Below are 22,325 nucleotides of genomic sequence, written 5' to 3' on the forward strand. Positions count from 1 at the left end.
TTTTGCTCAAATCGAGTTCGCATTATTAAATTGTTTAAATTAAAATTGAGTCTAATTTTAAAGCAATTATCTTGAGTTACTATTTATATAACCGATGACTATATCAGTGCCTTCTCGCACTCGCGCCCAAGAATCTAGAGCAGCGATCGAGCGAATTTATGTAATTATGCGCCATTTGTTTGTGCGTGGACACTATAAGCCTGGTGGTGTTTCGGGTTCGGCTTTGAGTGAGGCTTTACTAACTTTGCAGCCCGAAATTTATGGATCAATGGCTGACGGGGAAAAAGTAGAGCTAGACGGACTGGCTTATGTAACTGCTCGTTTACCAAAAGGGATTGAAAGGTGTCGTTTCATTAAGCTAATTGCAGCCGAAGGCTATAACAATTCCAGTTTTGAAAAAATTGTTCCTGCTAAACGTCGTCGCAACTGCTATCAAGTCGATGAAGAAACAATGTTGATTGAGGTGACTAGAGGGCGTAGCGAGATTTATGATATTCTTACTCATCTTACTTTTATTTATATCGAAGCCGACAAAATTAGGGCGCACGCTTTAGATGATGGTCATCCTACTCAAGAGTGGCTCAAGTTAGAAAAAATAGTTTTAGAGCATTCAGCAGGTTCTTCTATTGAGGAGGCTGAAATTAGAGAACAGGCTATTTCTTACACCAGCACTTTATTAGGTCGCACTTTTGAAGAGACGCTAGCAGCAGAGCGTCGGTTTTTTCAAGGCGAACCCTATAATAATAGTTTATTTCAAATAGTTTACTGGTTGGGAAGAGTCGCGATTGAAGAAATGCAGCATAATTGCGATCGCCAAGTTACCTTTAGTTCAGCATTACGAGAACGAATTGGTAATCATATCCATGGCGAAAAATGGGCAACGGAGGTAAAGAAGTTTCTCTGGTTACATAATTTATGGCAGCGTCCTTTACATATTATTAGTGCTAATTTGCACAGTATTCTTAATTGTCTTTATGCCTTTCCCGCATTAAAATACAGGCTAGAAAAGGAAGAAACCATCGAAAAAATTGCTCGTGAGCTTAGTCTGCCCGAAAATGCTACTCTCAATCAAGAAGTACTGGAATTTGCGCTACAGAAGGGAATGTATTTTCTTGAAGATCGAGCGGGGACAAATATTCATGTGCAGATTTTTGATATTTCTTTATTACCTCTAGATCTGCTTTCCCCTGAATTAAAAGTAAATCGAGCCTTGGTAGAAGCAGAACCAGTAATTCTAGTGATGGATTATGCTTTTGGCGAACAAGCCTTTGAGCTTTTTGATGAGTTGCTTAAGCCTTATAAAACTGAGGGAATATCTCAAAAACTAAATCTTTACTCAATTTCCGTGATGGGTAAAGCAGGAACTTTAGTCGGCAACAGGGGAGATTTAATGTTGCCAACAGCTCATATTTTTGAAGGTACAGCCGACAATTATCCTTTTAATAATGACATGAGCCAGTCAGACTTTGAACAAGTAGAAATCCCTGTTCACGAAGGAGCTTTGTTGACCGTTTTGGGAACTTCCCTGCAAAATGCCGATGTCTTAGAATATTTTAGAAGTTCTTCTTGGAATGTTGTCGGCTTGGAAATGGAAGGAGCGCATTTACAAAAGGCAATTCAAGCAGCAGCAAAAATTCGTAAGAGCATTAATGAAAATGTCATCTTGCGCTATGTTTACTATGCTTCGGATAATCCCTTGATGACTAACGCTACATTAGCATCAGGAAGCCTGGGACAAAGCGGAGTCAAGCCGACTTATGCGATCGCTCTAAAATTCCTGCAAAAGATTTTAGGTCATTCAAAGTCATGTTTATGAACTAGCTATTGTGAGAAAAGATTAATATAATAATATCCAAGTCAAACACTTTTCCATGCAGATAACTCTCGATCTCTCAGAAGAATTAGTATCTCGTCTTAATTTTATTGAAGATAAACTACCACAGGTCATAGAATTAGGATTGCGAGAGCTAAATGCCAGTTCACGAGATGGATTTAATGGTATTGCTGAAGTTTTAGAGTTTTTGGCTACTTTACCTACGCCAGAAGAAATCATTGCTTTACGTCCTTCAAAAGCATTGCAAACTCAAATTACTAGCTTATTAGAAAAGCATCGCGATCATGATCTTACTAGTGCAGAAGTTCAAATTTGGGAGCAATATCAATATCTCGAACATTTGATGCGAAAAGCTAAAGCTAAAGCTTATCTAAAACTCAAAACGCAATCATAAAATGAGCAGTAATTATATTCCTGCTGGATTAAAACGGGAGGTATGTAAGCGAGCTAATCATAGTTGCGAATATTGTTTGATTCCTGAAGCCTTTTCTTTTGCAGCCCACGAAATCGATCATATCATTGCCAAAAAGCATGGGGGTCAAACTACCTTAGAAAACTTGGCTCTTTCTTGCTCAATTTGTAATAAACATAAAGGAAGCGATCTAGCTTCTATCGATCCAGCCACAAATAAACTTACTGCTCTTTATAATCCCCGTAAAAATGAGTGGCAGAAACATTTTCATCTACAAGATATCAAAATAACCCCTTTAACTCCTCAAGCTAGAGTAACAGTTCGTTTACTACAGTTGAATCGCCAGGAAAGAATTGAAGAACGTAAATTATTGATAGAAGCAGGAATTTTAAAATCATTAGGAATCTAAAAGGGCGATCGCTCTAAAATTTCTGCAAAAGATCTTGGGTCAGAAAAATAATCACTTCATGTCGTAACCAAATAAATTAGCATCCACTTCTGTTAAATCAATATCTCCTAAACCGTATTCTTGCCAGCGTCTAGTTACCATCGCTCCCGTATCGGCATCAGATTCAAGTGGTTCACCCCATTCATGGTCAGTTTCAGGAGGAATTTTAGTAGTGGCATCTATACCCATGCGTCCGCCTAAACCTATTTTTTCACTGGCAAAATCTAGGGTGTCAAAGGGGGTATCTGGCAAAATAAAGACATCGCGGACAGGATCGACTTTAGAACTAATTGCCCAAACTACCTGACGAGGATCGCGGACATTAATATCTTTATCGACCACAATCACAAACTTAGTATAGGTAAATTGAGGCAAGGCACTCCAGAATGCTAGGGCTGCCCTGCGGGCTTGTCCTGGATATGCTTTATCAATAGAGATAATCGCTGCTTTGTAGCTTAAAGCCTCCATGGGTAGAAAGAAATCTACTATTTCTGAGACTTGCTGGCGCAAAATAGGAGTATAAATCCGATTAAGCGCGATCGCCATCATTGCTTCTTCTTTGGGGGGACGACCACTAAAGGTTGTTAAATAGATCGGATCTTTACGGTGAGTCATACAGTGGAAACGCACCAGGGGCGAATCTTCCACACCGCCGTAATAGCCCATGTGATCGCCAAAAGGACCATCAGGCAACATTTCTCCTGGGGTAATTGTGCCTTCTAAGACAAATTCTGAATCTGCTGGCACTTCTAAATCGACAGTTTTACATTTAGCTAGCTTGACCCCGCTACCGCCATACAACCCTGCAAACAACCACTCAGATAGATCGACAGGAATGGGTGTGGCTGCTGCCATGATAATCATCGGATCGACTCCCAAGGCGATCGCAACTTCTAATTTTTTACCTGCTTCGGCTGCTTTACGCAGGTGTCTTGCCCCACCCCGCACCGATAGCCAATGAACCGTCATGGTAGTTTTAGACTGTAGCTGGAGTCGATACACGCCCACGTTAGGCGTACCAGTTTCTATATCTTTGGTAATTACCAACCCCAAGGTGATAATTTTGCCTCCATCTCCACTATAAGGACGGATCATCGGCACTTTATTTAGGTCTACTTCTTCTCCTTCTAAAACTACCTGATGGCAGGGAGGAAAGAAATCTCGTCCTGGTTTAGCTTTTAAAACATCGAACAGCACCTTGCCAAAATCCACGGCTTGTTTAATTTTCTTAGGTGGCTTGGGTTGCTGTAGCATGGCTAGTTTTGACCCCAAAGTTTCTAATTCTTCTGGGGCTTCCATATTCATTGACCAGCAGATTCGCTCTACTGTACCCATAAGGTTTACTGCTACGGGAAAGGGAGAGCCTTTCACATTCTCGAACAGTAATCCAGGTCCACCAGCCTGTAACATTCGATTAGAAATCTCGGCAATTTCTAAATCTGGATCGACCAACGCTGAGATGCGTCTAAGCTGTCCTTTCGATTCTAAAATTTTAATAAATCCCCGTAAGTCTCTAGCCATGTTAAGAAATATAAAGTATTTACTATTAGTCTAGAAGAGTTAGGGATTAATCTCCAATTTCTTTGGGCTAGAGATTGGGTGCTATTTCTTTATTCATCGCATCAATGATGTTGTGTAGAGCTTCAATAAAAATTCGTTCAGATTTAGAATTCAAAGCGTTGAGTAAATAAATTCTGCCACCTTTAGGCTTGCAGAGAAACTGAAGCACTTGTTTTTCATTGCTTTGCTTGTGCATGAGAAAAGTTAACTTTAGTAAATGTTATTAATAATTTAGATAGTCTCAAATTATCTACTTTTATGAGTCATATTTCGTCAGCCATTTGGCTGAAATAAATCTCCAGTCAAAGCTACATTTTTTTATGTTATCTAACCCATAATAGGTGTTTAAACGAGCATTTTGCAATTTTGATTTAGCTGGCTTAATAAATTTATTAATGCTGCAAGATAATATCTGAATAATTTACTATAAATATGTGTCTTTAAGTTATAAATAAATACTATCGTTTGTTTTTAATAATGATTAATAGTATCTTAATCAAAAAAAAGCGATCGCAGCTTGCCTTCTAAAGCTTGATATTAAATAGATTGAGGCGACGATTCCTTTTAAGGCGATCGCTCTAATCATGGATACATTTTTGCCTCATTGGTATTGTCTTGCTAATATAAGAAACGCTATGGTGCAATAAAATCTAGTCTTTATATTCATTTTTAGCCAAACATACCTTATAACTACTTAATTATGGATACAATTTGATTTTGACGTTAATGAATCTGCGCTTAATTAAATTTTTCTTGCCCTTAGCTGAAGAAAAAAATATAAAACAATTGCTGTCTTCTTATCCTTGGTTAGAAACAGAATCTATTTTTAGATCGCAACATCAACTTTTGGTCAACATCTTGCTTGAGGAAGAACAGGTTGAGACGGTAGTTGCCGATTTGAAGCAAAAATTAGCACACCTTCCAGACCTTGAACTACTTCTATTGCCAGCAGAAACCATACCAAGTCAAGCAAATATTCAATCGCCGAAATCCTCCGACAAACATCAAGACAAGCCTATCTATCAGCACGAAGTTTACACTCAAATATTTGAAAGCACTTATCTTAACAGCACCGAAGTTTCACTAGTTATTCTGTCTACGGCGATCGCTGCTATCGGTTTAGTGGAGGGAAATCAAGTAGTAATTATTGGGGCTATGGTCATCGCCCCTTTGCTCAAACCCAACATGGCATTAGGCGTAGCTACTACTTTTGGCGATTTATCCTTGGCAGTTAGAACCATACGAGTTGGTTTGACACAAATTCTAATATCTCTGGTACTGTCAATTTTATTAGGTATGTTTGTGTCAGTGGATCTGGGGATGGAGGAAATTGCCATCAGAACTAGCGTAAATCTTTCTGATGTTGTTTTAGCTTTTGCTTCAGGAGTAGCTGGAGCAATTTCTTTGACAGCAGGAGAGCAAAAAGCAGTAGTAGGAGTTATGGTTTCAGTAGCACTGTTGCCTCCTCTAGTAGTTTTAGGAATGCTAATTGGCTCTGGGCTATGGGGATCTGCTATTGAAACATTTGTTTTGGTGTCTACTAATATTGTTTGTCTAAATTTAGCTGCGATCGCAACTTTTTGGGTACGGGATGTTCGTCCCCAGCAATGGTGGCAAAAATTTCAGGCTAATAAAATAACTGGAATTGCTACTGCTTTTTGGTTAATTATTCTAGCTTTATTAATTAGCGTTATTTTTATGTTTCAGTTTAACGAAGTAAATGCAAGTTCTTTTTTTTCTGAGCAAAGTACTGTTTACTATACGAACATTAAGTAGAAATTTATGAATTTATTTAATGCAATTTCTCAGCAAGACAAACTCGATCTTGAGAGTTGCTAACTTTTGCAATAAACAGACGATTTAGTCTACAAAATCATTGACAATCACCTACGGCATTACACAGTTACATAAATTGTGGGAATGATAGGGTGTGTTTTAGTCTAATAATATTTGTTAGTTACTAAAACACACCCTGCATATACTACTTAATCCTCATGTAGTTCTACTGAACGACCATTCAACGGTTGAATAGGTCTGGCATTGTAGGAATAAATGCTTTCAAAAGTTTCGATTTGTTCTGACGAAACTTCTATAGGCTTTGACAATATATTCCAGCTTACCTGTTCACTACAGGGGGGAGTTGTTAGCGAACCAGAATAACTGACAAAGGTTTTATCTTTTGGCAAGAGTTTGGCAGCATCAAGGGTGATTTTATTGCCTTTTTCTGCTTTATTATCGGTAGGTATGTCATCCCAAACGCTGGCAATTAGAGGATTTTCTGCTCCTGCATCCATCATTACACCGACTACAGCCAGTTTTCCCGCTTTATTTTTATGGACAAAGTGCAGTTCCATAGCAGCAGACTTGCCTTCAATTTCGTGTTCACTAGGAGTATGGAAATGAAACTGTAGTAAGTCGTAAACTTGTCCGTCGATTTTAACAGTACTACCAGGTTCGTAGTTGGCTTGAATAGTATGACCATTATTAATTACTTCTACAGTACTGGGGTGATAGTCAAATTCAATTGCAGCAGCTTTTCCTTTTTGAGTCGTGGTTATATTAATAGGAGACTGATTGCTACCTAATTCACAAGATTTGAATTCAGATGATAGTTCACTCCAGTGGGTTGGGTTATTAGATCCTCCGTATTCCCAATCTGGTTTATTTTCGTCTGCTAATGATAAACCAGGATTGACAATAATCATTAATGTAGCAGTTAGAAATATCGCACCAGCCAAAAGCTGACGTTGCCACAATTTACTCTTTTTCATCAGCTTACTTAATAGATTTGAATTAGTATTGACAATAATTTTTAAGTCAAAAATATCATAAAAAGTAGCATCAGAATCAATCGGTATTTCCTAGCCTTTGAGATACAGCTATTTCTAAAACTTATGTAACAATTATTTACAAGGCTAAATTATTAATAATATGCAGACGAGCGAAAATTTCAACATAGCAAAATTATTACCTGGTGGTAGTGACTCTACTGTTTTTGATCCGCAAGAAGCATGGTATCCCATTTACTATGGTTCAGATTTGGATAAGCATAAACTCACTCGATTTACTTTGCTAGAAAAAGATCTAGTAATTTGGTGGGATAAGTCGGCGCAGACATGGCAGGTATTTGAAGATAAATGTCCTCATCGTCTTGCACCGTTGAGTGAAGGGAGAGTAAATGAACAGGGACTACTAGAATGTCCTTATCATGGCTGGGCATTTGCGGGAGATGGTGAATGTAAAGTGATTCCGCAACAGCAGCCAAGAGGAGAGGCACATACTTCTGCTAGAGCTTGCGTTAGATCTTATCCTAGTGCGATCGCCCAAGGATTATTGTTTGTTTATCCTGGCATCAAAGAAAATGCACTTCATACCCCCGTACCAATTATCGAACCTATAGAAGAAGATAAAGATGATTGGGTTTGCTTAAATATTTTCCGCGATCTTTTCTATGATGCTCTAACTCTGCTAGAAAACGTAATTGATGCCAGTCATATTCCCTATACTCATCATAAAACCGTTGGCAATCGTTCTAATGTTGCGCCTGTGGAATTAGAGGTGACTGAATCGGGCAAACAGGGTTTTAAAGGTGTTTGGCAAGAAGGACCTCGTAAGGGTAAGTTAGGCACGCAATATACAACTTTTACTGCACCCTGCTTAATATGGCACGATCTTACTTCAAAACAGTTTGGACGTACTCTAACGGTAGTTTATGCAACACCAATTAGTAAGGGTAAATGTCGTCTGTTTGCTCGTTTTCCGTTCAAGTTTGCTTCTCCTTTTCCTCGCTTTTTTATTAAGCTTGCGCCTCAGTGGTATTCTCACATTAATCAAAATGGAGTTTTGGAAGACGATCAGATTTTTCTGCATCATCAGGAGCGTTATTTAGCAGCCTTGGGTGGGGTTGAAAAATATAGTCAGGCTTTTTATCTCCCTACCAAAGCAGACTTATACGTCTCGGAATTGCGTCAGTGAGTTAACTTATATCATAGCGATCCTTTTCCCAATCAAGATTTAGCGATCGCCTTATCAAAAGAACAATTACTAGACCGTTATTATTCCCACACTAAAAACTGCGCTAGCTGTAGTCAGGCTTTGAAGAATATCAAAAAGATTAAAATAATTGCGATCGCACTTGTCATATTAATTTGGGCAACTATTCCCCCGATCTCTTTATTTGTTGAGATACCTTCAACTTGGAGCGCAATAAGTTTATCTGCAAGCTTACTTATCTCCAGCCTAGCTTGGTGGCAACTCAATAAGTTGGAAAACAAATTTTATCATGGCGTAGAAACTCCACCACGTAATTTACCAGGAAGTTAACAATTGTTCATTGTTAATCGTTTAAAGGCTGATTCCTCGTAGACTGTCACGGGGTTTGTCGCTACGAATATCGCGAATTTTTTGATAATATTCTCTTTCTTGGTTAGTAATTTGTTTTGGAGTAGCAATAACAATACGTACTAGCTGATCGGTACGACTGCCTTGAGGAGAAGACCAACCCTTGCCTTTTAGTCGCAATACCTGACCTGAACGAATTCCCGCAGGAACTTTCATCCTGACTATGCCATCGGGGGTAGGAATGCTAATAGATGCACCTAAAACTGCCTCATCGGGGGCAATAGGTACTTCGCAAACTAAGTTATCGCCCTCAAAGCCAAAGAAGGGATGGGAATTTAACTTAACGTTGAGATACAAATCTCCTCTTTGTTGACCATAAGTACTCTTTTGTCCTTTTCCCGCTAAACGTATACGAGTACCTGGTTTAACACCAGCAGGAATCCGAGCCTCTAAAGACTCTGTGCCTAAGTTTAGACGTTTAATAGTACCTCTAAATGCTTCAGAGAAGGTTAGATTAATACTAGCTTCGCTATTGACTGGTTTAGATTGCTGATTGAAATCGTTAATGTCTTGATAAGTGCTATCAAAATTGCTGTTGGAATATGACCCCGTGGTATTACTTTTGTTAGAAGTTCGATAAGAATAAGTTTGATTGCCATTGTCTGTACCAGGAGTAGAAAAACGTCCCAAAAGCTCATTAATAAACTCTTCAAAGTTACCGTATTGGCTAAAATCTGTGCCACCAAAGTCAACTTGAGTATTAGTAGTGGATGTAGTGTTGCTAGAATACCCTGTAGCCGCACTATGTTCCCAATACTTGCCAAAGCGATCGTATTTGGCGCGTTTATCAGCATCAGAAAGCACTTCATAAGCTTCGCTGACTTCCTTGAATTTAGCTTCGGCTACTTTGTTTCCTTGATTGCGATCGGGATGATATTTTAAAGCTAGCTTACGAAACTTTTTTTTGATTTCATCTGCACTTGCTGTTTTTTGGATTCCCAAAATAGCATAGTAATCTTTAAATTCAGTGGAAGACATTAATGGCTATCTCCTGATAAAACTTTCTAGTCTGAATATCCTGGGCAATATATAGAAAAATAGTAATTTCAAATGATCTTACTTTAAAAGTTTAGCTTTATAATTACACATCAAAAAAAGAGTGTAGCTAATATAACTACACCCTCGCCAATATTTTAAAATTTTGCTAGCAGACTAATTACAGCAATTGTTGATTTCAAAACTAACTTTTCAAAAGTTGATGACTGCATTTTAAGTTCTTAGATAACCGTGTTATCTGCGATCGTTGCATTTTTGAGAATGACAACAATACCGCTACGAATATAAAAGCCTTCATCTTCTTTTTGAGATTCTTCAACCCGATCTTTGTTGATAATCTGCACATTACGACCAATACGTGCGTTCTTATCGACGATCGCATGACGCACCGTTGTTCCTTCGCCAATTCCTACAGGAACTCCTCCGCTTTGCAAACCAGAATTTCTTTCTGCAAAAGGCTCATAAAAATCAGCCCCCATAATCAGAGTATCTTCAATGGTGCAATTGCCCTCAATCCTAGTTCTCACACCAATTACAGAATGGTTAACATGACAGTTTTTAAGGATACATCCTTCGCCAATCATGGATTCGCTAATTTGACAATCAAGGAGCTTAGTTGGTGGCAAATAGCGAGAACGGGTGTAGATAGGATATTTCTCATCATAAAAGCTAAAATCAGGATGAGGCTGCTTGGTAAGAGCCAAATTAGCTTCGTAAAAAGATTCAATTGTTCCAATATCTTCCCAATATCCCTTAAATAAGTAAGCCTGAAGATTGTGGTCTTTAGCTGCACCAGGAATAATTTCGTTACCAAAGTCAGTTTGGTCTAAGTTACTTTCTAATAAATCGATTAAAACGTCTTTTTTGAAGACATAAATCCCCATAGAAGCAATATAAGGACTTTGTTTAGCTTTTTCAGATGTCAGACCTAATACGGTTGTATCTACCTGCATTTTTTTGAGGTCTTCCCCTTTGGGTTTCTCGGCAAAATCGATAATCCTACCCTGATCATCGATTTTCATCAAACCAAAACTAGAAGCTCTGCGATCGTCTATTGGCACTACGGATAAGGTAATATCCGCTTTGGTTTGCCGATGATGCTGGATAAAATGGCTGTAGTCCATACGATAGAGATGATCGCCTGAAAGAATGATTATTTCGTCAACATCCCAAGCCTTGATCGAATCAATATATTGACGAACAGCATCAGCAGTACCTTGAAACCAACCAGAATTGTCTTTGGTTTGTTGTGCTGATAATACCTCTACAAAGCCTTCTCTAAACCCAGAAACATTATAACTGCGGTTTAAATGTCGATTAAGAGAAGCTGAATTAAATTGAGTCAGAACATAAATTTTGAGAATCTCTGAATTTATACAGTTACTGACGGGAATGTCGATTAAACGATATTTACTGGCTAGAGGTACTGCTGGTTTTGCCCTTAACTTGGTCAGGGGATATAAACGAGTACCTGCACCGCCTCCAAGAATAATACCTAATACTCTTTTCACTTCTTATAACCTCTTGACTGCCTGTGCCTATCCAAATAAAGTTTATCCGAATGGGGGACAAATTCGGCAAAATGAAGTGGAAAACGATCTGTTTTGCTAAAGTAATAAGTGAATGTAATATAAGCGATGCCGACAGTTAACTACGTGACTTCAAGGCTAGGGTCGCTAATCCCCTGCCTTTGCAGCTAGAATTGTCAACTTATATTTTTATTTTTAAAAATATTTATTTACGAATAATGTCAATGTCATCAGCAGAAACATCATTACCTCCCAAGCTAGAGAAAATAGTTGAACGCTTTAAACGTCGCTCAAACCCCAAACAAAAATATGAGCAATTGCTTTGGTATGCTAAAAAGCTGCCAGCAATGCCTGAGGCAGCCAAAACAGATAACAATAAGGTCAAAGGGTGTGTATCACAGGTATATATCACTGCCAGCCTGGAAAATGGCAGGGTGTGTTATCAGGGTGATTCTGATGCTCAACTGGTTAAAGGTTTGGTAGCTTTCTTAATTGAAGGGCTAAATGATTTACCCCCCGAAGAGATTATGCAGGTAGAACCTGATTTTATTGAAGATACAGGGTTAAAGGTCAGTCTTACCCCTTCTCGCGCTAATGGTTTCTTTAACATTTTTCAAATGATGAAGAAAAAAGCTCTTGGTTTTAGTTTAGGCACCCTCGAACATTAAATTAAACAGTAGCTAAGAATATTCAGGGTGGCTAACTACTGAGTTAACTTTCTTGTCTCTTCTTTAGCTTCTCTTTCAGAAATTACACGAGTACAGCACCAGTCTGTAGGCAAAGCAGATGGCCATCCTTTGCGAATAGCTTCTGGGCAAATAGTCATCACCGTTAACTGACAATCAATAAGTTGAAATCCTTCTTTCTTACACTGCTTTAAACTGTGTTTTAAAATCGTATCGTCTCTAAATTCAATAGTGTTATTACATTGGATGCAGACAACGTGATGGTGATGATGAGGATAAGGTTGATTCAGTTCATAATGTTTGTGTCCTTCTGCTAGTTCTAATTCTCGCAGAATACCCATGCGCGCCATTAGCTTTACGCTGCGATAAATTGTAGATAAGCTAATAGACTCACTTCGCTGTTCTAGAAGAGCGTGTAACTCTTCTGCGCTCAAGTGATCGCCTTTAGGAAGATTTTGAAACAGATGGAGAATTTTTTCCCTTTGTGGAGTCATGCGCCAGCCTTTAGAGTTGAGTTCTGCTTTTAGGGAATCTGCCGTGTAGTAAGCCATACCAATCTTTTATCATTTATTTGTTGCTTATTGACAATGATAATGTTCTCACGCAAGCTTTGCAATAAAGTTTAGTTACAGTGATTTTCCTGAGAAAAGTTAGCAATTCAACCAAAATAAAAACGATTATTAGTATTTACCTCAGTCTTTGGCATTTGATCATCAACGCTAAAGACTTGATTGATTGTTCCATTCCTCAGCAGCATCTTTAACTGCTTGTTCTACAGTTTTGTCTTCGAGCATTGCTGCTTGAAGGTTTTCGTAAATTGTTTTTTGTAATATTTGAATATTTTTTCTCACGGGAATCAGCACTTCTGCATTTTTAAGTTGGGCTGCACTGACCTTTTTTGCCTGTTCTATTAAGGTGGTCTTTTGCTGTTCGATGTCATTTATATATTGATCAACGCCCTCAACTGTAGAGGGAAGAGTATTAGATGCCTGAGCAAAAGCTAACTGATTTTTGGTATTAGTTACAAACAAAGCATATTTAAGTGCCTGAGCAGATTTTTCGCTGTCGCGAGGAATGACCAAATTCATAATCGCAACACTTTTTTTGCCAGTTTTACCAGTAATTTGAGAGGTAGCTTGAGAAACTTCAGCAATACTAGGTGCATTATTAGTAATGCTTTCAATAAATTCGGCACCAGAAGATAATAAGGCTATTTCTCCCGCTTGATATAGCTCAATTCCGTAACGATGACCTTGAGTTAGTACTTCTGGAGGTAATAATTTTTGTTGATATAAATCTACCCAGTACTGAAAAGCAGCTTCCCCTGTGGGTGTATCAAAGGCTGCTTTGCCTGATTCATCAACCAACTCTACACCCATCTTGACAAAAGACTCTAATACGTCCCCTGAATCATTGGGTACAAAGCTGATAAAAAAAGCATATTTGCCCGTTTTTTCTTTGATAGTTTTGGCTGCTTCAGCTAGCTCTTGATATGTTTGAGGCGGATTTTTAATCTTGGCTGCTGTCAAAAGTTGTTGATTGTAGATGGTAATTGTAGTTGTCAGATACCAAGGAATTCCAAAAGCCAGATCTTTACAGTTGTCTTGTTGGCAGACTTCAATTGTGCTTGCCTGCCAAATTTTTGGTAAATAGGCTGCTTTAGCTTCAGGGGTAACTACTTCATTCAAATCTAACCAAGCGTTGCGAGTTGCTAATTGTGAAGCAAATTTAGGATTTAAATTGACTAAATCTGGTGCTGTTTTAGCAGAAATAGATGTCAGAATTTTACTTTCCATAGCAGACCAAGGAATATCTACCCAATCTATCTCTACTGGATTGTTTTGAGCTTCAAAAGTGGTATTTAAATCTTCAAAGTATTGGGTAAAGTTTGGTTTAAGCTGCATTGTCCAAAATTCAAGCTGGGAAGAATCATTATTTGCACTAGGATTACATCCCCATAGCCAGCTTATAATCACTCCTGTTAATAACCATAGGCAAAATCTGGTAATAAAAGTAGCTTTTTTCATTGTTTTGTCAAAAGTAAGGCAACAAAATAAACAATATTACTTATAAGTAAATATGGCAATGTTATGTACGTATTTATAACTATTTACTTATATATACATTCTGCTTTTTTCGGTAAAAGCACTTATCTATATATCTATTTATAGCAGCTACAATATCCAATGTGTCCAGCGTATTATAAAATCAAATCAAATATTTATTAACTGATACTTGGCTATTTGACAAGTTATTAATAAATGAAATGAAGGATAAATCTTAAAATGCTTTTGCTGGACAGCAATTAAATTATATCGTCATGTCCAAGAATGAGGTACAAGTTTGGAAATACTACTTAGGAAAAGGGTATGCTGAACACTTTAACTAATATCTTTGCCAAGAATGGCGACAGTGTAGGAATTGAAATAAATACCCAAAAAATTAACATTGCTCAAATAGTCAAACAAGGACAGCAATACAAATTGATGAAAAATGTCTCAGCAGATATTCCTGAAGGAGTATTTGAAGAAGGACAAATTGTTGATTCCTTGATTCTATCAGAACTAATTAAGGATACTCTTAAAGCCAATAAGATTAGTGCTACAAAAGTATTTACGGCAGTGCCGATGCGAGAGGCTATTATTCGTGTTATTCCTGTTCCCGCAGAACTAGATGAAGCAGAATTAAAAGATATGGTAATGGTACATGAAGCTGGAATGTATCTGCCTTATCCGCGAGAAGAGGTAGATTTAGATTATGTCAAACTTGGCTATTTTATGGATGAAGATGGTATAGAAAAGGTTAACGTTTTATTGGTAGCAACTAAGAAAGAAGTAACCGATCTTTATACTGAAGTTTTTGAGCAAGCACAACTAAAGTTAAGCGTTTTAGAAATTAATAGTTTTGCTTTAATTAGAACTATCAGGGAACAGCTACGACAGTTTGGTTCAAAAGAAGCTGTGGTATTAGTAGATTTAGAGTTTGATAGTACTGAAATTGCGATCGTAGTTGAAGGAGTACCTCAGTTTTCGAGAACGGTACCTATCGGTACTTATCAAATGTATACAGCATTCTCCCAGGCTATGAGCTTACCAGCTACAGGGTCAGCAGAAATGCTCTATGACATAGATATATTAAGCAGTAGAGATTCAACGGGCGTAGATTCATCGCAAATTGAGTCGGGAAAAGCAGCGTTGATTAAGATTTTGGGGGAATTAAGTGATGAATTAAGTCGCTCAATTAACTTTTATATTAATCAAAGTGAAGACTTAGAAATAGTTCAGTTATTATTAGCTGGTCCAGGAGCAGGTATTCGTCAATTGGATGAATTTTTTACTCAAAAACTAAATTTGCCCACCATAAAAGTCGATCCCATTGCAACTTTAGGACTCGATATAAATGAAGATATTGCGTCAGATAGTCGTCCAGGTTTAGGAATTGTCTTGGGACTAGGAATGCGGGATCTTTAAGTTTGCTTGAATATTGTTTATTTGGTGTTTATTGAGTTAAATAACGATTGTTTAATCTATTAATTATTATTGAAATTAGCGCGACTTTATGTATAACTTAGATATTAATTTTCTTAGAGATAGAGAGGGAGAACAATCTACTGACATGAGCAGTAGTATTGCTCAAAAAAGAGAACCCGCCATTGAAGACAAAGTCCCCATTGTGGTGGGAATAGCCTTGGCACTGATAGCACCAGCAATTACCTTTGGCTATTTACAAAGTGTTAAGGCTAAAACCGCTACCGTAGAAGAGGAAGTCACACAAATTGAAAGCGAAATTGCCGATTTGGGCAACCAAAACAAAAAGATTGAGGCAGCAAACGCTGAAATTCAGCAGACACAGCAAGAAACTGCTGCTTTGGTAGGTGTATTTGAGAAAATCAAGCCCTGGGCAGCGATTATGCAGGAAATTAGCGATCGCACTCCCCCAGGAGTTCAGGTAGATTCAATTCAGCAAACTAGTTCCGCTCCAGCAACTCCACCTGCGCCTCCACCAACTGAAGCCAAAGAAGGGGAAGCAGAAGCAACTCCACCACCTGTACCTAGTCCATCCATCGGGGTTAATTTAGCAGGGGTGGCACGTTCTTATGATGATGTGAATGACTTTGTTTTATTCTTACAGAGATCGCCATTTTTTGATAGCAAACAGGTTAAATTAAATGGTGCTAGCACCAGTGATTTTCCAGTCGAAGTAGAAAACACTGAAGATTTGCCAGAAAACGCTTCTTTGGAAATTCCCAAAGGAGTTAAATACGCAATTTCGGCACAGCTAAATAATGCTCCTTCCTCGCAATTAATTCAGGAAATAGCCAAAAAAGGTTCGATTGGGTTAGCAACCAGACTAAAAACATTAGAACGTAAAGGAGCGGTATTGAAATGACCTTTGCTGATGATTTCGCCACGGAAAAAGGGTTAGCCGAAGATTATCCCGTTGCCTTTGGGATTACCTTTACGCCTATGGTTACGGGAATTGCGATCGCCGTTGCAGGGATTGCTTTAGCTGCTTATGGCTATATTAATTTTGTCAATCCTGCTCAAGCAAAGTACAAAGAGGCATTAACCAAAAAAGTTGAGCTTCAAGGACAGTTAGAGAAAATCCAGACAGGGGATCTGCAATTAAAACTGATTGAATTAGAAGCAGACTTAGCTGACCAGAAAGTATTGAAAGCTCGTGTTCTAACGATGTTTACTAGCGAGGATGATCTCGAAACACTGCTAATTGACTTAAATAATTTTGTTGCTTCCAATCAAGGGACTTTAATTGATTACCAGCCTGAAGGGGATATTAGTACGATTGAGGATGCTTCTTTGGGTGCTGAAGTACAGGGAAAACTGAAGCGGAAAACCATTTCTCTGAGTATTAAGGGAACTTTCACTGAAACTAAACAAATTTTGCAGGATCTAGAACGATTGCAACCTTTATTAATGGTACAAACCATTAGCTCAACCGTAGAGGATAAACCCACAGCAATTTTGACTAGTAATAGAAGCGAGATTGTTCCTAAAGACCAAGCAGAGTTAAAAACTCAAATCAAGCTAGACGCTATATTGCCTCCGAGTCAACAAGAGCTAGAACAAGCTCAAAAAACCGACGAGGAAGCAGAGCTTACTGAGAGAGAAAAACGCCAAATCAGACGGGAAAGTAGAAAAAACAAAGATAGTGATAGTCAGTCACAACCTGATGCTACTAAAAAATAATAGTTCTACAAAAAATATATTTACTAATTATAGGTTGAGGATTAAAAGAGTGAAAAATTATTGCGATCGCCTGGGATTTTTGACAGCATTAACAGTTATGCTAATGGCTGCACCAGCTAATGCTGCGGAGCGAAACATTACCGATATTGAGCTTGATAAAGATAATAATCAACTAGAGTTAAAACTATCCGCAAATAAGAGGTCGTCTGAGAAGTCAAATTTACTACACAAAAGCCCCCTAAATTCCCCGCCCCTCCCTACCCCTCCCCAATTCTGGGGAGGGAACGATTGGTCTCCCCCAAGTTTGGGGGAGATTAGAGGGGGCTGGGACTTTAAATCACTCTCCCCCCAAGCTTGGGGGGCTGGGGGGGCAAAAGCTAGTGCGGATGCTTCTTTCTTCACGCTGCGTAAAGACAATCTTATTGAAGCAAATCTACTCAACACAAACTTAGATTTGCCCGCAGGAAATTCTTTTAAACAAGATAATCCGATTGCGGGGATTAAATCAATAGATGTTCATCAGGTTGACCGCGAACATACTCAGATTCTCATCTCTACCGAGCCAGATGTGCCTATTGAGCATTTACTAGAGCAACAGGGAGATAATCTTGTTCTTAGCCTCAACCGCGTTACCAAAGCTCAGTCTTTTCAAAGAGAGTTATCACAATTTGGCGATAAGACAGTTAAACAGATTAAGCAAACCTATAAATCTGCACTAGGTCAAAAGAAGACGAAAGACAATGAAAAACCGACTCTAGTTGCTCAAAAAACTGACTTAAAAAAACCTGATGTTTTAATTCCCAATCCTGAAATTGATATTGAGAACAATGGTTCTAATAATACCAAAGAACGGGTATATAAAGCCCAGGATGATCCAAGTTCCGCAGCCGATGCAACCCTTCCCAGAGCCGTTGCGCCTCCCGTAGGCGATATGGCGGTTTCCAATATTAATACTATGCCCGACATGGTAGATTTAGGCTCATCAGCCTCAGTTCCGCGCTTAGTGTTGCGGGATGCTCCAGTCAGAGAAGTACTTTCTCTCCTGGCTAAATCTGCTAACTTAAGCCTAGTATTTGCTGACAGTAATGCACAGGCACAAGGCGATCAAGGAAATCAAGGTGGTAATGGCGAAGAAACAGGTCCGACTATTTCTTTAGATCTAGAAAATCAGCCTTTACAGGAAGCATTTAATTCAGTTCTGCTTGTTTCTGGTTTAGATGCCAACCGTCGAGGCAATATTATCTATGTCGGTGAGCAACTACCCGCCCAAGCTCGTAACTTAGTCAGCCGTACTATTCGCTTGAACCAGGTTACTGTTGAAAACGCAGCTTTGTATCTAGCCAGTCAGGGTGCAACAGGAAAGAGACTAACTAACGATGTAGAAGAAATCATCGATCCTGAAACTGGTAGAGTCGTTCAAAGAAAAGAGGCAAGTCCAACATTAACCGATTTAGATGGCGGTAACGAAAACGATACTGGTTCTAAAGCACTAATGCTTAAAGGTCTACAGGTTTCTACTGATGGCAGATTAAACGCCATCACTCTTGTAGGTGAACCTCGCAAGGTAGAAGTTGCTACCACTTTTCTAACTCAGCTAGATGCCCGTCGTCGTCAGGTATCAGTCAACGTCAAGGTGATTGATGTGAACTTGCTTAATCAAGATGTCGTGAATAGTAGCTTTTCCTTTGGGATAAATGACAGTTTCTTTTCGCAAGATAATGGTTCTGCTAGCCTAAGATTTGGTGACTCTGCGCCACCAACAAGTGCTGAACTAAATAGTCCTACTGGTCGTTTGTCTAATCCGCCTATAGTCAATAATCCTTTTGCTGGTGCGAATACATTTCTTAATTTTGACGAAGGAACTATTGTTCCTGGTACTAGTAGTGGTATCGTTGATGCAGCAACTGGTTTTTTCGTTCCTGGACTTGAAAGAGGAGTAGGAATTTTTCCTGGTCGAGAAGCAGCTATTAGTTCTGACCCTTTTACGGCTGGTATAACTGATTTTACTCAAGCAACTGACGGTATAAGAACTGCAACTATAGATGGCAATAATGGTATTACAAATTTTACAACTACCCAGGGAACAGATGGTACAGCAACCTCGGCGCTGCCTAGTCTATTCCAATATCCTGATAAGTTTCTCGCATTACTGGAAGCACGCGTAACTAGTGGTAACGCCAAAGTTCTCACCGATCCAACTTTAACAGTGCAAGAAGGGCAACAAGCAACTGTACGCTTGGTACAAAAAATTGTAGAAAGTGTAAAAACCGAGATTGATGGGGAGTCGGGGACAAGAACTGTCACTCCAGAAATAGGTGAAGCTGGATTAGTACTAACCGTTAATGTAGAAGGGATTGACGATAATGGCTTTGTTTCGATGTCCGTCAGTCCTTCCGTTAGCTCTGTTGGGGCAACGCAAGCGTTTGATAGTGGGAATGGTGCAACTAATACACTTAATTTATTAAGTACGCGACAAGTAAGTTCTGGTTTGGTACGGATGCGGGATGGTCAAACTTTAATTTTGTCAGGGATTATTCAAGACCAAGAAAGAACTACTGTTTCTAAAGTACCTATTTTGGGTGATATTCCTTTGCTTGGTGCTTTATTTAGAAGTACCGACAAGACTAATGAACGAGCAGAAGTAATAGTTTTGTTAACTCCTAATATCGTGGATGAGGATGCAGGGCTGGCAAGCAACTTTATGCCTAGTAAAGAAAGCCGTGAAATGATTGAAAAATCTGGGGTTGACCCACTTGGAGAACCAGGTAAGTAGCCTGTTTTGGGACTCGATTTCGGTGGTTAAAATGGAAAAAATTGTTGAAATCTATGTTAAATAACGCTTTCAACGATCCATATTTGTCTTGTAGAGCTTAGAATAAGGCAGTGAAAAAACTGTAGCCTATGAAATACTGTGAGTTTTTAGAACTCAGATGCTATAAATTAGGCTGGTGAACTGTACTCCGTCTGATGAAGAGGATATCTAAAGACTAATATTGGCTAAATTTATAATGGTTTTTGCCCCCCTAGCCCCCCAACTCGCGCGTTCCTTGGCTGCTGAAACAGCAGCAGGGTCGCTCGTCAATTCTGGGGGGAAAAGATTTTAAAGTCCCAGCCCCCTCTAATCTCCCCCAAACTTGGGGGAGACTAATCGTTCCCTCCCCAGAATTGGGGAGGGGTAGGGAGGGGCGAGGGATTTAGGGGGCTTTTATCAAACTAATTAGGCTTCTCAGATAACCTTTTCAAACGACAGGACTTATGTTCACTTTATGTTGATTCATTTTCTAACTCTAAGAGGACATTTAAAAGGTTAATTCCTGCTATGTCTTTCCTGACTTTTGCCCCCCTAGCCCCCCAAAATTGGGGGGAAGAAGATTTTAAAGTCCCAGCCCCCTCTAATCTCCCCCAAACTTGGGGGAGACTAATCGTTCCCTCCCCAATTCTGGGGAGGGGTAGGGAGGGGCGGGGGATTATAGGGGGCTTCGATATAGCAAATTAAACTTTGAAGATAACCTCTAAGTTCTTAGATACCGAGAACTACATGACACACAAACCACAAATTCATATAAGAAGGAGACCACTAAAATGAATAAAGGTGAACTAGTCGATCGCATTTCGCAAAAAGCGACTGTAACTAAAAAACAGGCTGACGCTGTATTGTCCGCAGCCGTCGAAACTATTATGGAAGCTGTATCTGATGGAGATAAAGTAACCCTAGTTGGTTTTGGTTCTTTTGAGCGTCGCGATCGCAAGGAAAGAGAAGGACGTAACCCCAAAACTGGAGAAAAAATGTCCATTCCTGCTACTAAAGTTCCTGCTTTTTCGGCTGGTAAGCTATTCAAAGAAAAAGTAGCCCCTGCTAAAAAGTAGTTTTAAGATAGTTAATTTATCTTGAACAGACCACAACACGGTGGAAATTTGAATTGGGCAGCCAGCATTGCTGGTTGTCCAGTTTCTGCTTTAATCGATTTTTCCGCCAGCATTAACCCCCTAGGAACTCCCCCCAGCGCGATCGCTGCCATAGTTAATAGTACCAGTCAGTTAAATGCCTATCCCGACCCTGAATATCCAGAATTGCGATCGCATTTAGCCGAACATCATCAGATTGACCCTAAATTTATCCTGCCTGGAAATGGTTCGGCTGAGTTATTGACCTGGGCAGGCAGAGAACTAGCGCAACAAAATTTTACATATTTAATTACCCCCGCCTTTAGCGATTATGCCAGGGCTTTAAATGCTTTTGGTGGGAAAATATTATCCTGTCCTTTATCTTTAATAAGACTGACGCAGTGTGATAGAACTAGCCCCCCAAGCCCCCCAAATCTGGGGGGAAGAAGAATTAAAAGTCCCCCACTTGCACCAAGACACGCCCCTACGTTGCCAATTCCTGTAGATGTTCATCCCCAATCTGGACTCTTGCTCAACAATCCCCACAATCCAACGGGCAAATTATGGACGAGAGAGGAGATATTGCCCTATCTTGAGCAATTTAGCCTAGTGGTGATTGATGAAGCCTTTATGGACTTTTTAACGCCCTCTCAGGAGCAAAGCTTAATTCCACTAATTGAGGATTATCCCAATCTAGTTATTTTGCGTTCCTTAACTAAATTTTACTGTCTACCTGGATTAAGAATCGGCTATGCGATCGCCCATCCTGAAAGATTACAAAAATGGCAAAAGTGGCGCGATCCTTGGTCAGTCAATACCCTAGCAGCAGCAGCAACCGCAGCAGCACTACAGGATAAAAAGTTTCAGCAACAGACTTGGAACTGGTTGCAACCAGCGCGATCGCAATTATTTGAACAGCTAGAAGCCATACCAGGCATCCAGCCTTTAGCCAGCGCGGTTAATTATCTGCTGGTTAAAACAGAGTCGGCGACGGAATTACAGCAGAAGTTGCTAGTCAATTATCAAATTGTAATTCGAGACTGTATCAGCTTTCCTGAGTTGGGCGATCGCTATTTTCGCATTGCGGTACGTTTACCCGCAGAGAATGATCGCTTAGTCCAAGCCATTGCTGCTATGGTTTAATTTGGGTCATGACTTGTGACTTCCGATTCTTGTAAGGGCGATTTGTGAGGTAGCTATTTCATTCTTACTAGCCAGAGAATAAATTCTCTGTCTCATACCTTAAGTCCGTTTAAACGGACTTGACATCTTAGCCAAGCTCGCGCGTTCCCTAGATGAGTAAAACTCATCGGGGTCGCTCGCCAAATTGATTTCTTGGTGCATGATAATTTAGCATGAAATAGCCC

The 22,325-nt window shown here is 39.4% G+C and carries 18 protein-coding genes and 1 pseudogene; 12 read left to right on the top strand and 7 right to left on the bottom strand.

Annotated elements, in window-relative coordinates; all coding sequences use genetic code 11:
- Positions 1 to 94: 94 nt before the first annotated feature.
- The 3 genes from SLP02_RS22290 to SLP02_RS22300 are packed head-to-tail and all read left to right on the top strand — an operon-like array spanning position 95 to position 2,655.
- Positions 95 to 1,816: a DUF6909 family protein gene (locus SLP02_RS22290; protein WP_319422915.1), complete on the top strand. Its 1,722-nt coding sequence runs from the start codon at positions 95 to 97 to the stop codon at positions 1,814 to 1,816.
- A gap of 55 nt (positions 1,817 to 1,871) precedes the next feature.
- The gene (locus SLP02_RS22295) at positions 1,872 to 2,228 is read left to right on the top strand and encodes a hypothetical protein (RefSeq protein ID WP_319422916.1); all 357 of its coding nucleotides are present in this window, start codon (positions 1,872 to 1,874) and stop codon (positions 2,226 to 2,228) included.
- Between the two features lies 1 nt (position 2,229).
- Entirely contained in the window at positions 2,230 to 2,655 is a 426-nt protein-coding gene (locus tag SLP02_RS22300; RefSeq protein WP_319422917.1) for an HNH endonuclease, read from the top strand.
- 51 nt (positions 2,656 to 2,706) lie between these two features.
- On the opposite strand, the gene SLP02_RS22305 is transcribed toward SLP02_RS22300, so the two are convergent.
- Positions 2,707 to 4,215 (bottom strand): UbiD family decarboxylase, encoded by a 1,509-nt coding sequence (locus SLP02_RS22305; protein ID WP_319422918.1) that lies wholly within the window; start codon positions 4,213 to 4,215, stop codon positions 2,707 to 2,709.
- Between the two features lie 67 nt (positions 4,216 to 4,282).
- Positions 4,283 to 4,450, bottom strand: coding sequence for a hypothetical protein (locus tag SLP02_RS22310; RefSeq protein ID WP_319422919.1), 168 nt, complete (start codon positions 4,448 to 4,450; stop codon positions 4,283 to 4,285).
- Positions 4,451 to 4,980: 530 nt separating this feature from the next.
- On the opposite strand from SLP02_RS22310, the gene SLP02_RS22315 reads away from it, so the two are divergent.
- On the top strand, positions 4,981 to 6,030 hold the full coding sequence (locus SLP02_RS22315; RefSeq protein ID WP_319422920.1) for a TIGR00341 family protein: 1,050 nt from the start codon (positions 4,981 to 4,983) through the stop codon (positions 6,028 to 6,030).
- Between the two features lie 209 nt (positions 6,031 to 6,239).
- On the opposite strand, the gene SLP02_RS22320 is transcribed toward SLP02_RS22315, so the two are convergent.
- A complete protein-coding gene (locus SLP02_RS22320) occupies positions 6,240 to 7,025 on the bottom strand; it encodes a carbonic anhydrase (RefSeq protein WP_319422921.1) in 786 nt (261 codons plus the stop codon).
- 160 nt (positions 7,026 to 7,185) lie between these two features.
- Here SLP02_RS22320 and SLP02_RS22325 point away from each other — a divergent pair.
- A pseudogene (locus SLP02_RS22325) lies at positions 7,186 to 8,577 on the top strand (Rieske 2Fe-2S domain-containing protein).
- A 21-nt stretch (positions 8,578 to 8,598) separates the two neighbouring features.
- Here SLP02_RS22325 and SLP02_RS22335 read toward each other — a convergent pair.
- Together SLP02_RS22335 and SLP02_RS22340 are read right to left on the bottom strand one after the other, a co-directional pair.
- Positions 8,599 to 9,633, bottom strand: coding sequence for a DnaJ C-terminal domain-containing protein (locus SLP02_RS22335; protein WP_319422924.1), 1,035 nt, complete (start codon positions 9,631 to 9,633; stop codon positions 8,599 to 8,601).
- 239 nt (positions 9,634 to 9,872) lie between these two features.
- Positions 9,873 to 11,162 (bottom strand): glucose-1-phosphate adenylyltransferase, encoded by a 1,290-nt coding sequence (locus SLP02_RS22340; protein ID WP_319422925.1) that lies wholly within the window; start codon positions 11,160 to 11,162, stop codon positions 9,873 to 9,875.
- Between the two features lie 242 nt (positions 11,163 to 11,404).
- Here SLP02_RS22340 and SLP02_RS22345 point away from each other — a divergent pair, with 242 nt between their 5' ends.
- On the top strand, positions 11,405 to 11,848 hold the full coding sequence (locus SLP02_RS22345; RefSeq protein ID WP_319422926.1) for a SufE family protein: 444 nt from the start codon (positions 11,405 to 11,407) through the stop codon (positions 11,846 to 11,848).
- Positions 11,849 to 11,883: 35 nt separating this feature from the next.
- On the opposite strand, the gene SLP02_RS22350 is transcribed toward SLP02_RS22345, so the two are convergent.
- Together SLP02_RS22350 and SLP02_RS22355 are read right to left on the bottom strand one after the other, a co-directional pair.
- Positions 11,884 to 12,417 (bottom strand): transcriptional repressor, encoded by a 534-nt coding sequence (locus SLP02_RS22350; protein ID WP_319422927.1) that lies wholly within the window; start codon positions 12,415 to 12,417, stop codon positions 11,884 to 11,886.
- 168 nt (positions 12,418 to 12,585) lie between these two features.
- Positions 12,586 to 13,893, bottom strand: a complete 1,308-nt coding sequence (locus tag SLP02_RS22355; protein ID WP_319422928.1) for an ABC transporter substrate-binding protein — start codon at positions 13,891 to 13,893, stop codon at positions 12,586 to 12,588.
- A 342-nt stretch (positions 13,894 to 14,235) separates the two neighbouring features.
- On the opposite strand from SLP02_RS22355, the gene pilM reads away from it, so the two are divergent.
- From pilM to cobD, 6 genes are all read left to right on the top strand, one after another.
- The gene (gene pilM / locus SLP02_RS22360; RefSeq protein WP_319422929.1) at positions 14,236 to 15,336 is read left to right on the top strand and encodes a type IV pilus assembly protein PilM; all 1,101 of its coding nucleotides are present in this window, start codon (positions 14,236 to 14,238) and stop codon (positions 15,334 to 15,336) included.
- Positions 15,337 to 15,424: 88 nt separating this feature from the next.
- Positions 15,425 to 16,255 carry a PilN domain-containing protein gene (locus tag SLP02_RS22365; RefSeq protein WP_319422930.1) on the top strand — a complete coding sequence of 277 codons (831 nt, stop codon included), beginning with the start codon at positions 15,425 to 15,427 and terminating at the stop codon, positions 16,253 to 16,255.
- Positions 16,252 to 17,073 carry a type II and III secretion system protein gene (locus tag SLP02_RS22370; protein WP_319422931.1) on the top strand — a complete coding sequence of 274 codons (822 nt, stop codon included), beginning with the start codon at positions 16,252 to 16,254 and terminating at the stop codon, positions 17,071 to 17,073. Before SLP02_RS22365 ends, SLP02_RS22370 begins: the two co-directional genes overlap by 4 nt.
- A 49-nt stretch (positions 17,074 to 17,122) precedes the next feature.
- Entirely contained in the window at positions 17,123 to 19,846 is a 2,724-nt protein-coding gene (locus SLP02_RS22375; protein ID WP_319422932.1) for a secretin N-terminal domain-containing protein, read from the top strand.
- 809 nt (positions 19,847 to 20,655) lie between these two features.
- Positions 20,656 to 20,940, top strand: a complete 285-nt coding sequence (locus tag SLP02_RS22380) for an HU family DNA-binding protein (RefSeq protein WP_319422933.1) — start codon at positions 20,656 to 20,658, stop codon at positions 20,938 to 20,940.
- Between the two features lie 21 nt (positions 20,941 to 20,961).
- The gene (cobD, locus tag SLP02_RS22385) at positions 20,962 to 22,101 is read left to right on the top strand and encodes a threonine-phosphate decarboxylase CobD (RefSeq protein WP_319422934.1); all 1,140 of its coding nucleotides are present in this window, start codon (positions 20,962 to 20,964) and stop codon (positions 22,099 to 22,101) included.
- Positions 22,102 to 22,325 lie beyond the last annotated feature (224 nt).

Origin of the sequence: Pleurocapsa sp. FMAR1 (assembly GCF_963665995.1) — a bacterium.
Classification (GTDB): Bacteria; Cyanobacteriota; Cyanobacteriia; order Cyanobacteriales; family Xenococcaceae; genus Waterburya.

Coding starts and splice junctions, on each gene's coding strand:
- SLP02_RS22350 (WP_319422927.1), bottom strand. CDS start 12,417: ATGGCTTACTACACGGCAGATTCCCTAAAAGCAGAACTCAACTCTAAA.
- SLP02_RS22380 (WP_319422933.1), top strand. CDS start 20,656: ATGAATAAAGGTGAACTAGTCGATCGCATTTCGCAAAAAGCGACTGTA.
- SLP02_RS22365 (WP_319422930.1), top strand. CDS start 15,425: ATGTATAACTTAGATATTAATTTTCTTAGAGATAGAGAGGGAGAACAA.
- pilM (WP_319422929.1), top strand. CDS start 14,236: ATGCTGAACACTTTAACTAATATCTTTGCCAAGAATGGCGACAGTGTA.
- SLP02_RS22355 (WP_319422928.1), bottom strand. CDS start 13,893: ATGAAAAAAGCTACTTTTATTACCAGATTTTGCCTATGGTTATTAACA.
- SLP02_RS22370 (WP_319422931.1), top strand. CDS start 16,252: ATGACCTTTGCTGATGATTTCGCCACGGAAAAAGGGTTAGCCGAAGAT.
- SLP02_RS22305 (WP_319422918.1), bottom strand. CDS start 4,215: ATGGCTAGAGACTTACGGGGATTTATTAAAATTTTAGAATCGAAAGGA.
- SLP02_RS22345 (WP_319422926.1), top strand. CDS start 11,405: ATGTCATCAGCAGAAACATCATTACCTCCCAAGCTAGAGAAAATAGTT.
- SLP02_RS22300 (WP_319422917.1), top strand. CDS start 2,230: ATGAGCAGTAATTATATTCCTGCTGGATTAAAACGGGAGGTATGTAAG.
- SLP02_RS22335 (WP_319422924.1), bottom strand. CDS start 9,633: ATGTCTTCCACTGAATTTAAAGATTACTATGCTATTTTGGGAATCCAA.
- SLP02_RS22315 (WP_319422920.1), top strand. CDS start 4,981: ATGAATCTGCGCTTAATTAAATTTTTCTTGCCCTTAGCTGAAGAAAAA.
- SLP02_RS22290 (WP_319422915.1), top strand. CDS start 95: ATGACTATATCAGTGCCTTCTCGCACTCGCGCCCAAGAATCTAGAGCA.
- SLP02_RS22320 (WP_319422921.1), bottom strand. CDS start 7,025: ATGAAAAAGAGTAAATTGTGGCAACGTCAGCTTTTGGCTGGTGCGATA.
- SLP02_RS22310 (WP_319422919.1), bottom strand. CDS start 4,450: ATGCACAAGCAAAGCAATGAAAAACAAGTGCTTCAGTTTCTCTGCAAG.
- SLP02_RS22295 (WP_319422916.1), top strand. CDS start 1,872: ATGCAGATAACTCTCGATCTCTCAGAAGAATTAGTATCTCGTCTTAAT.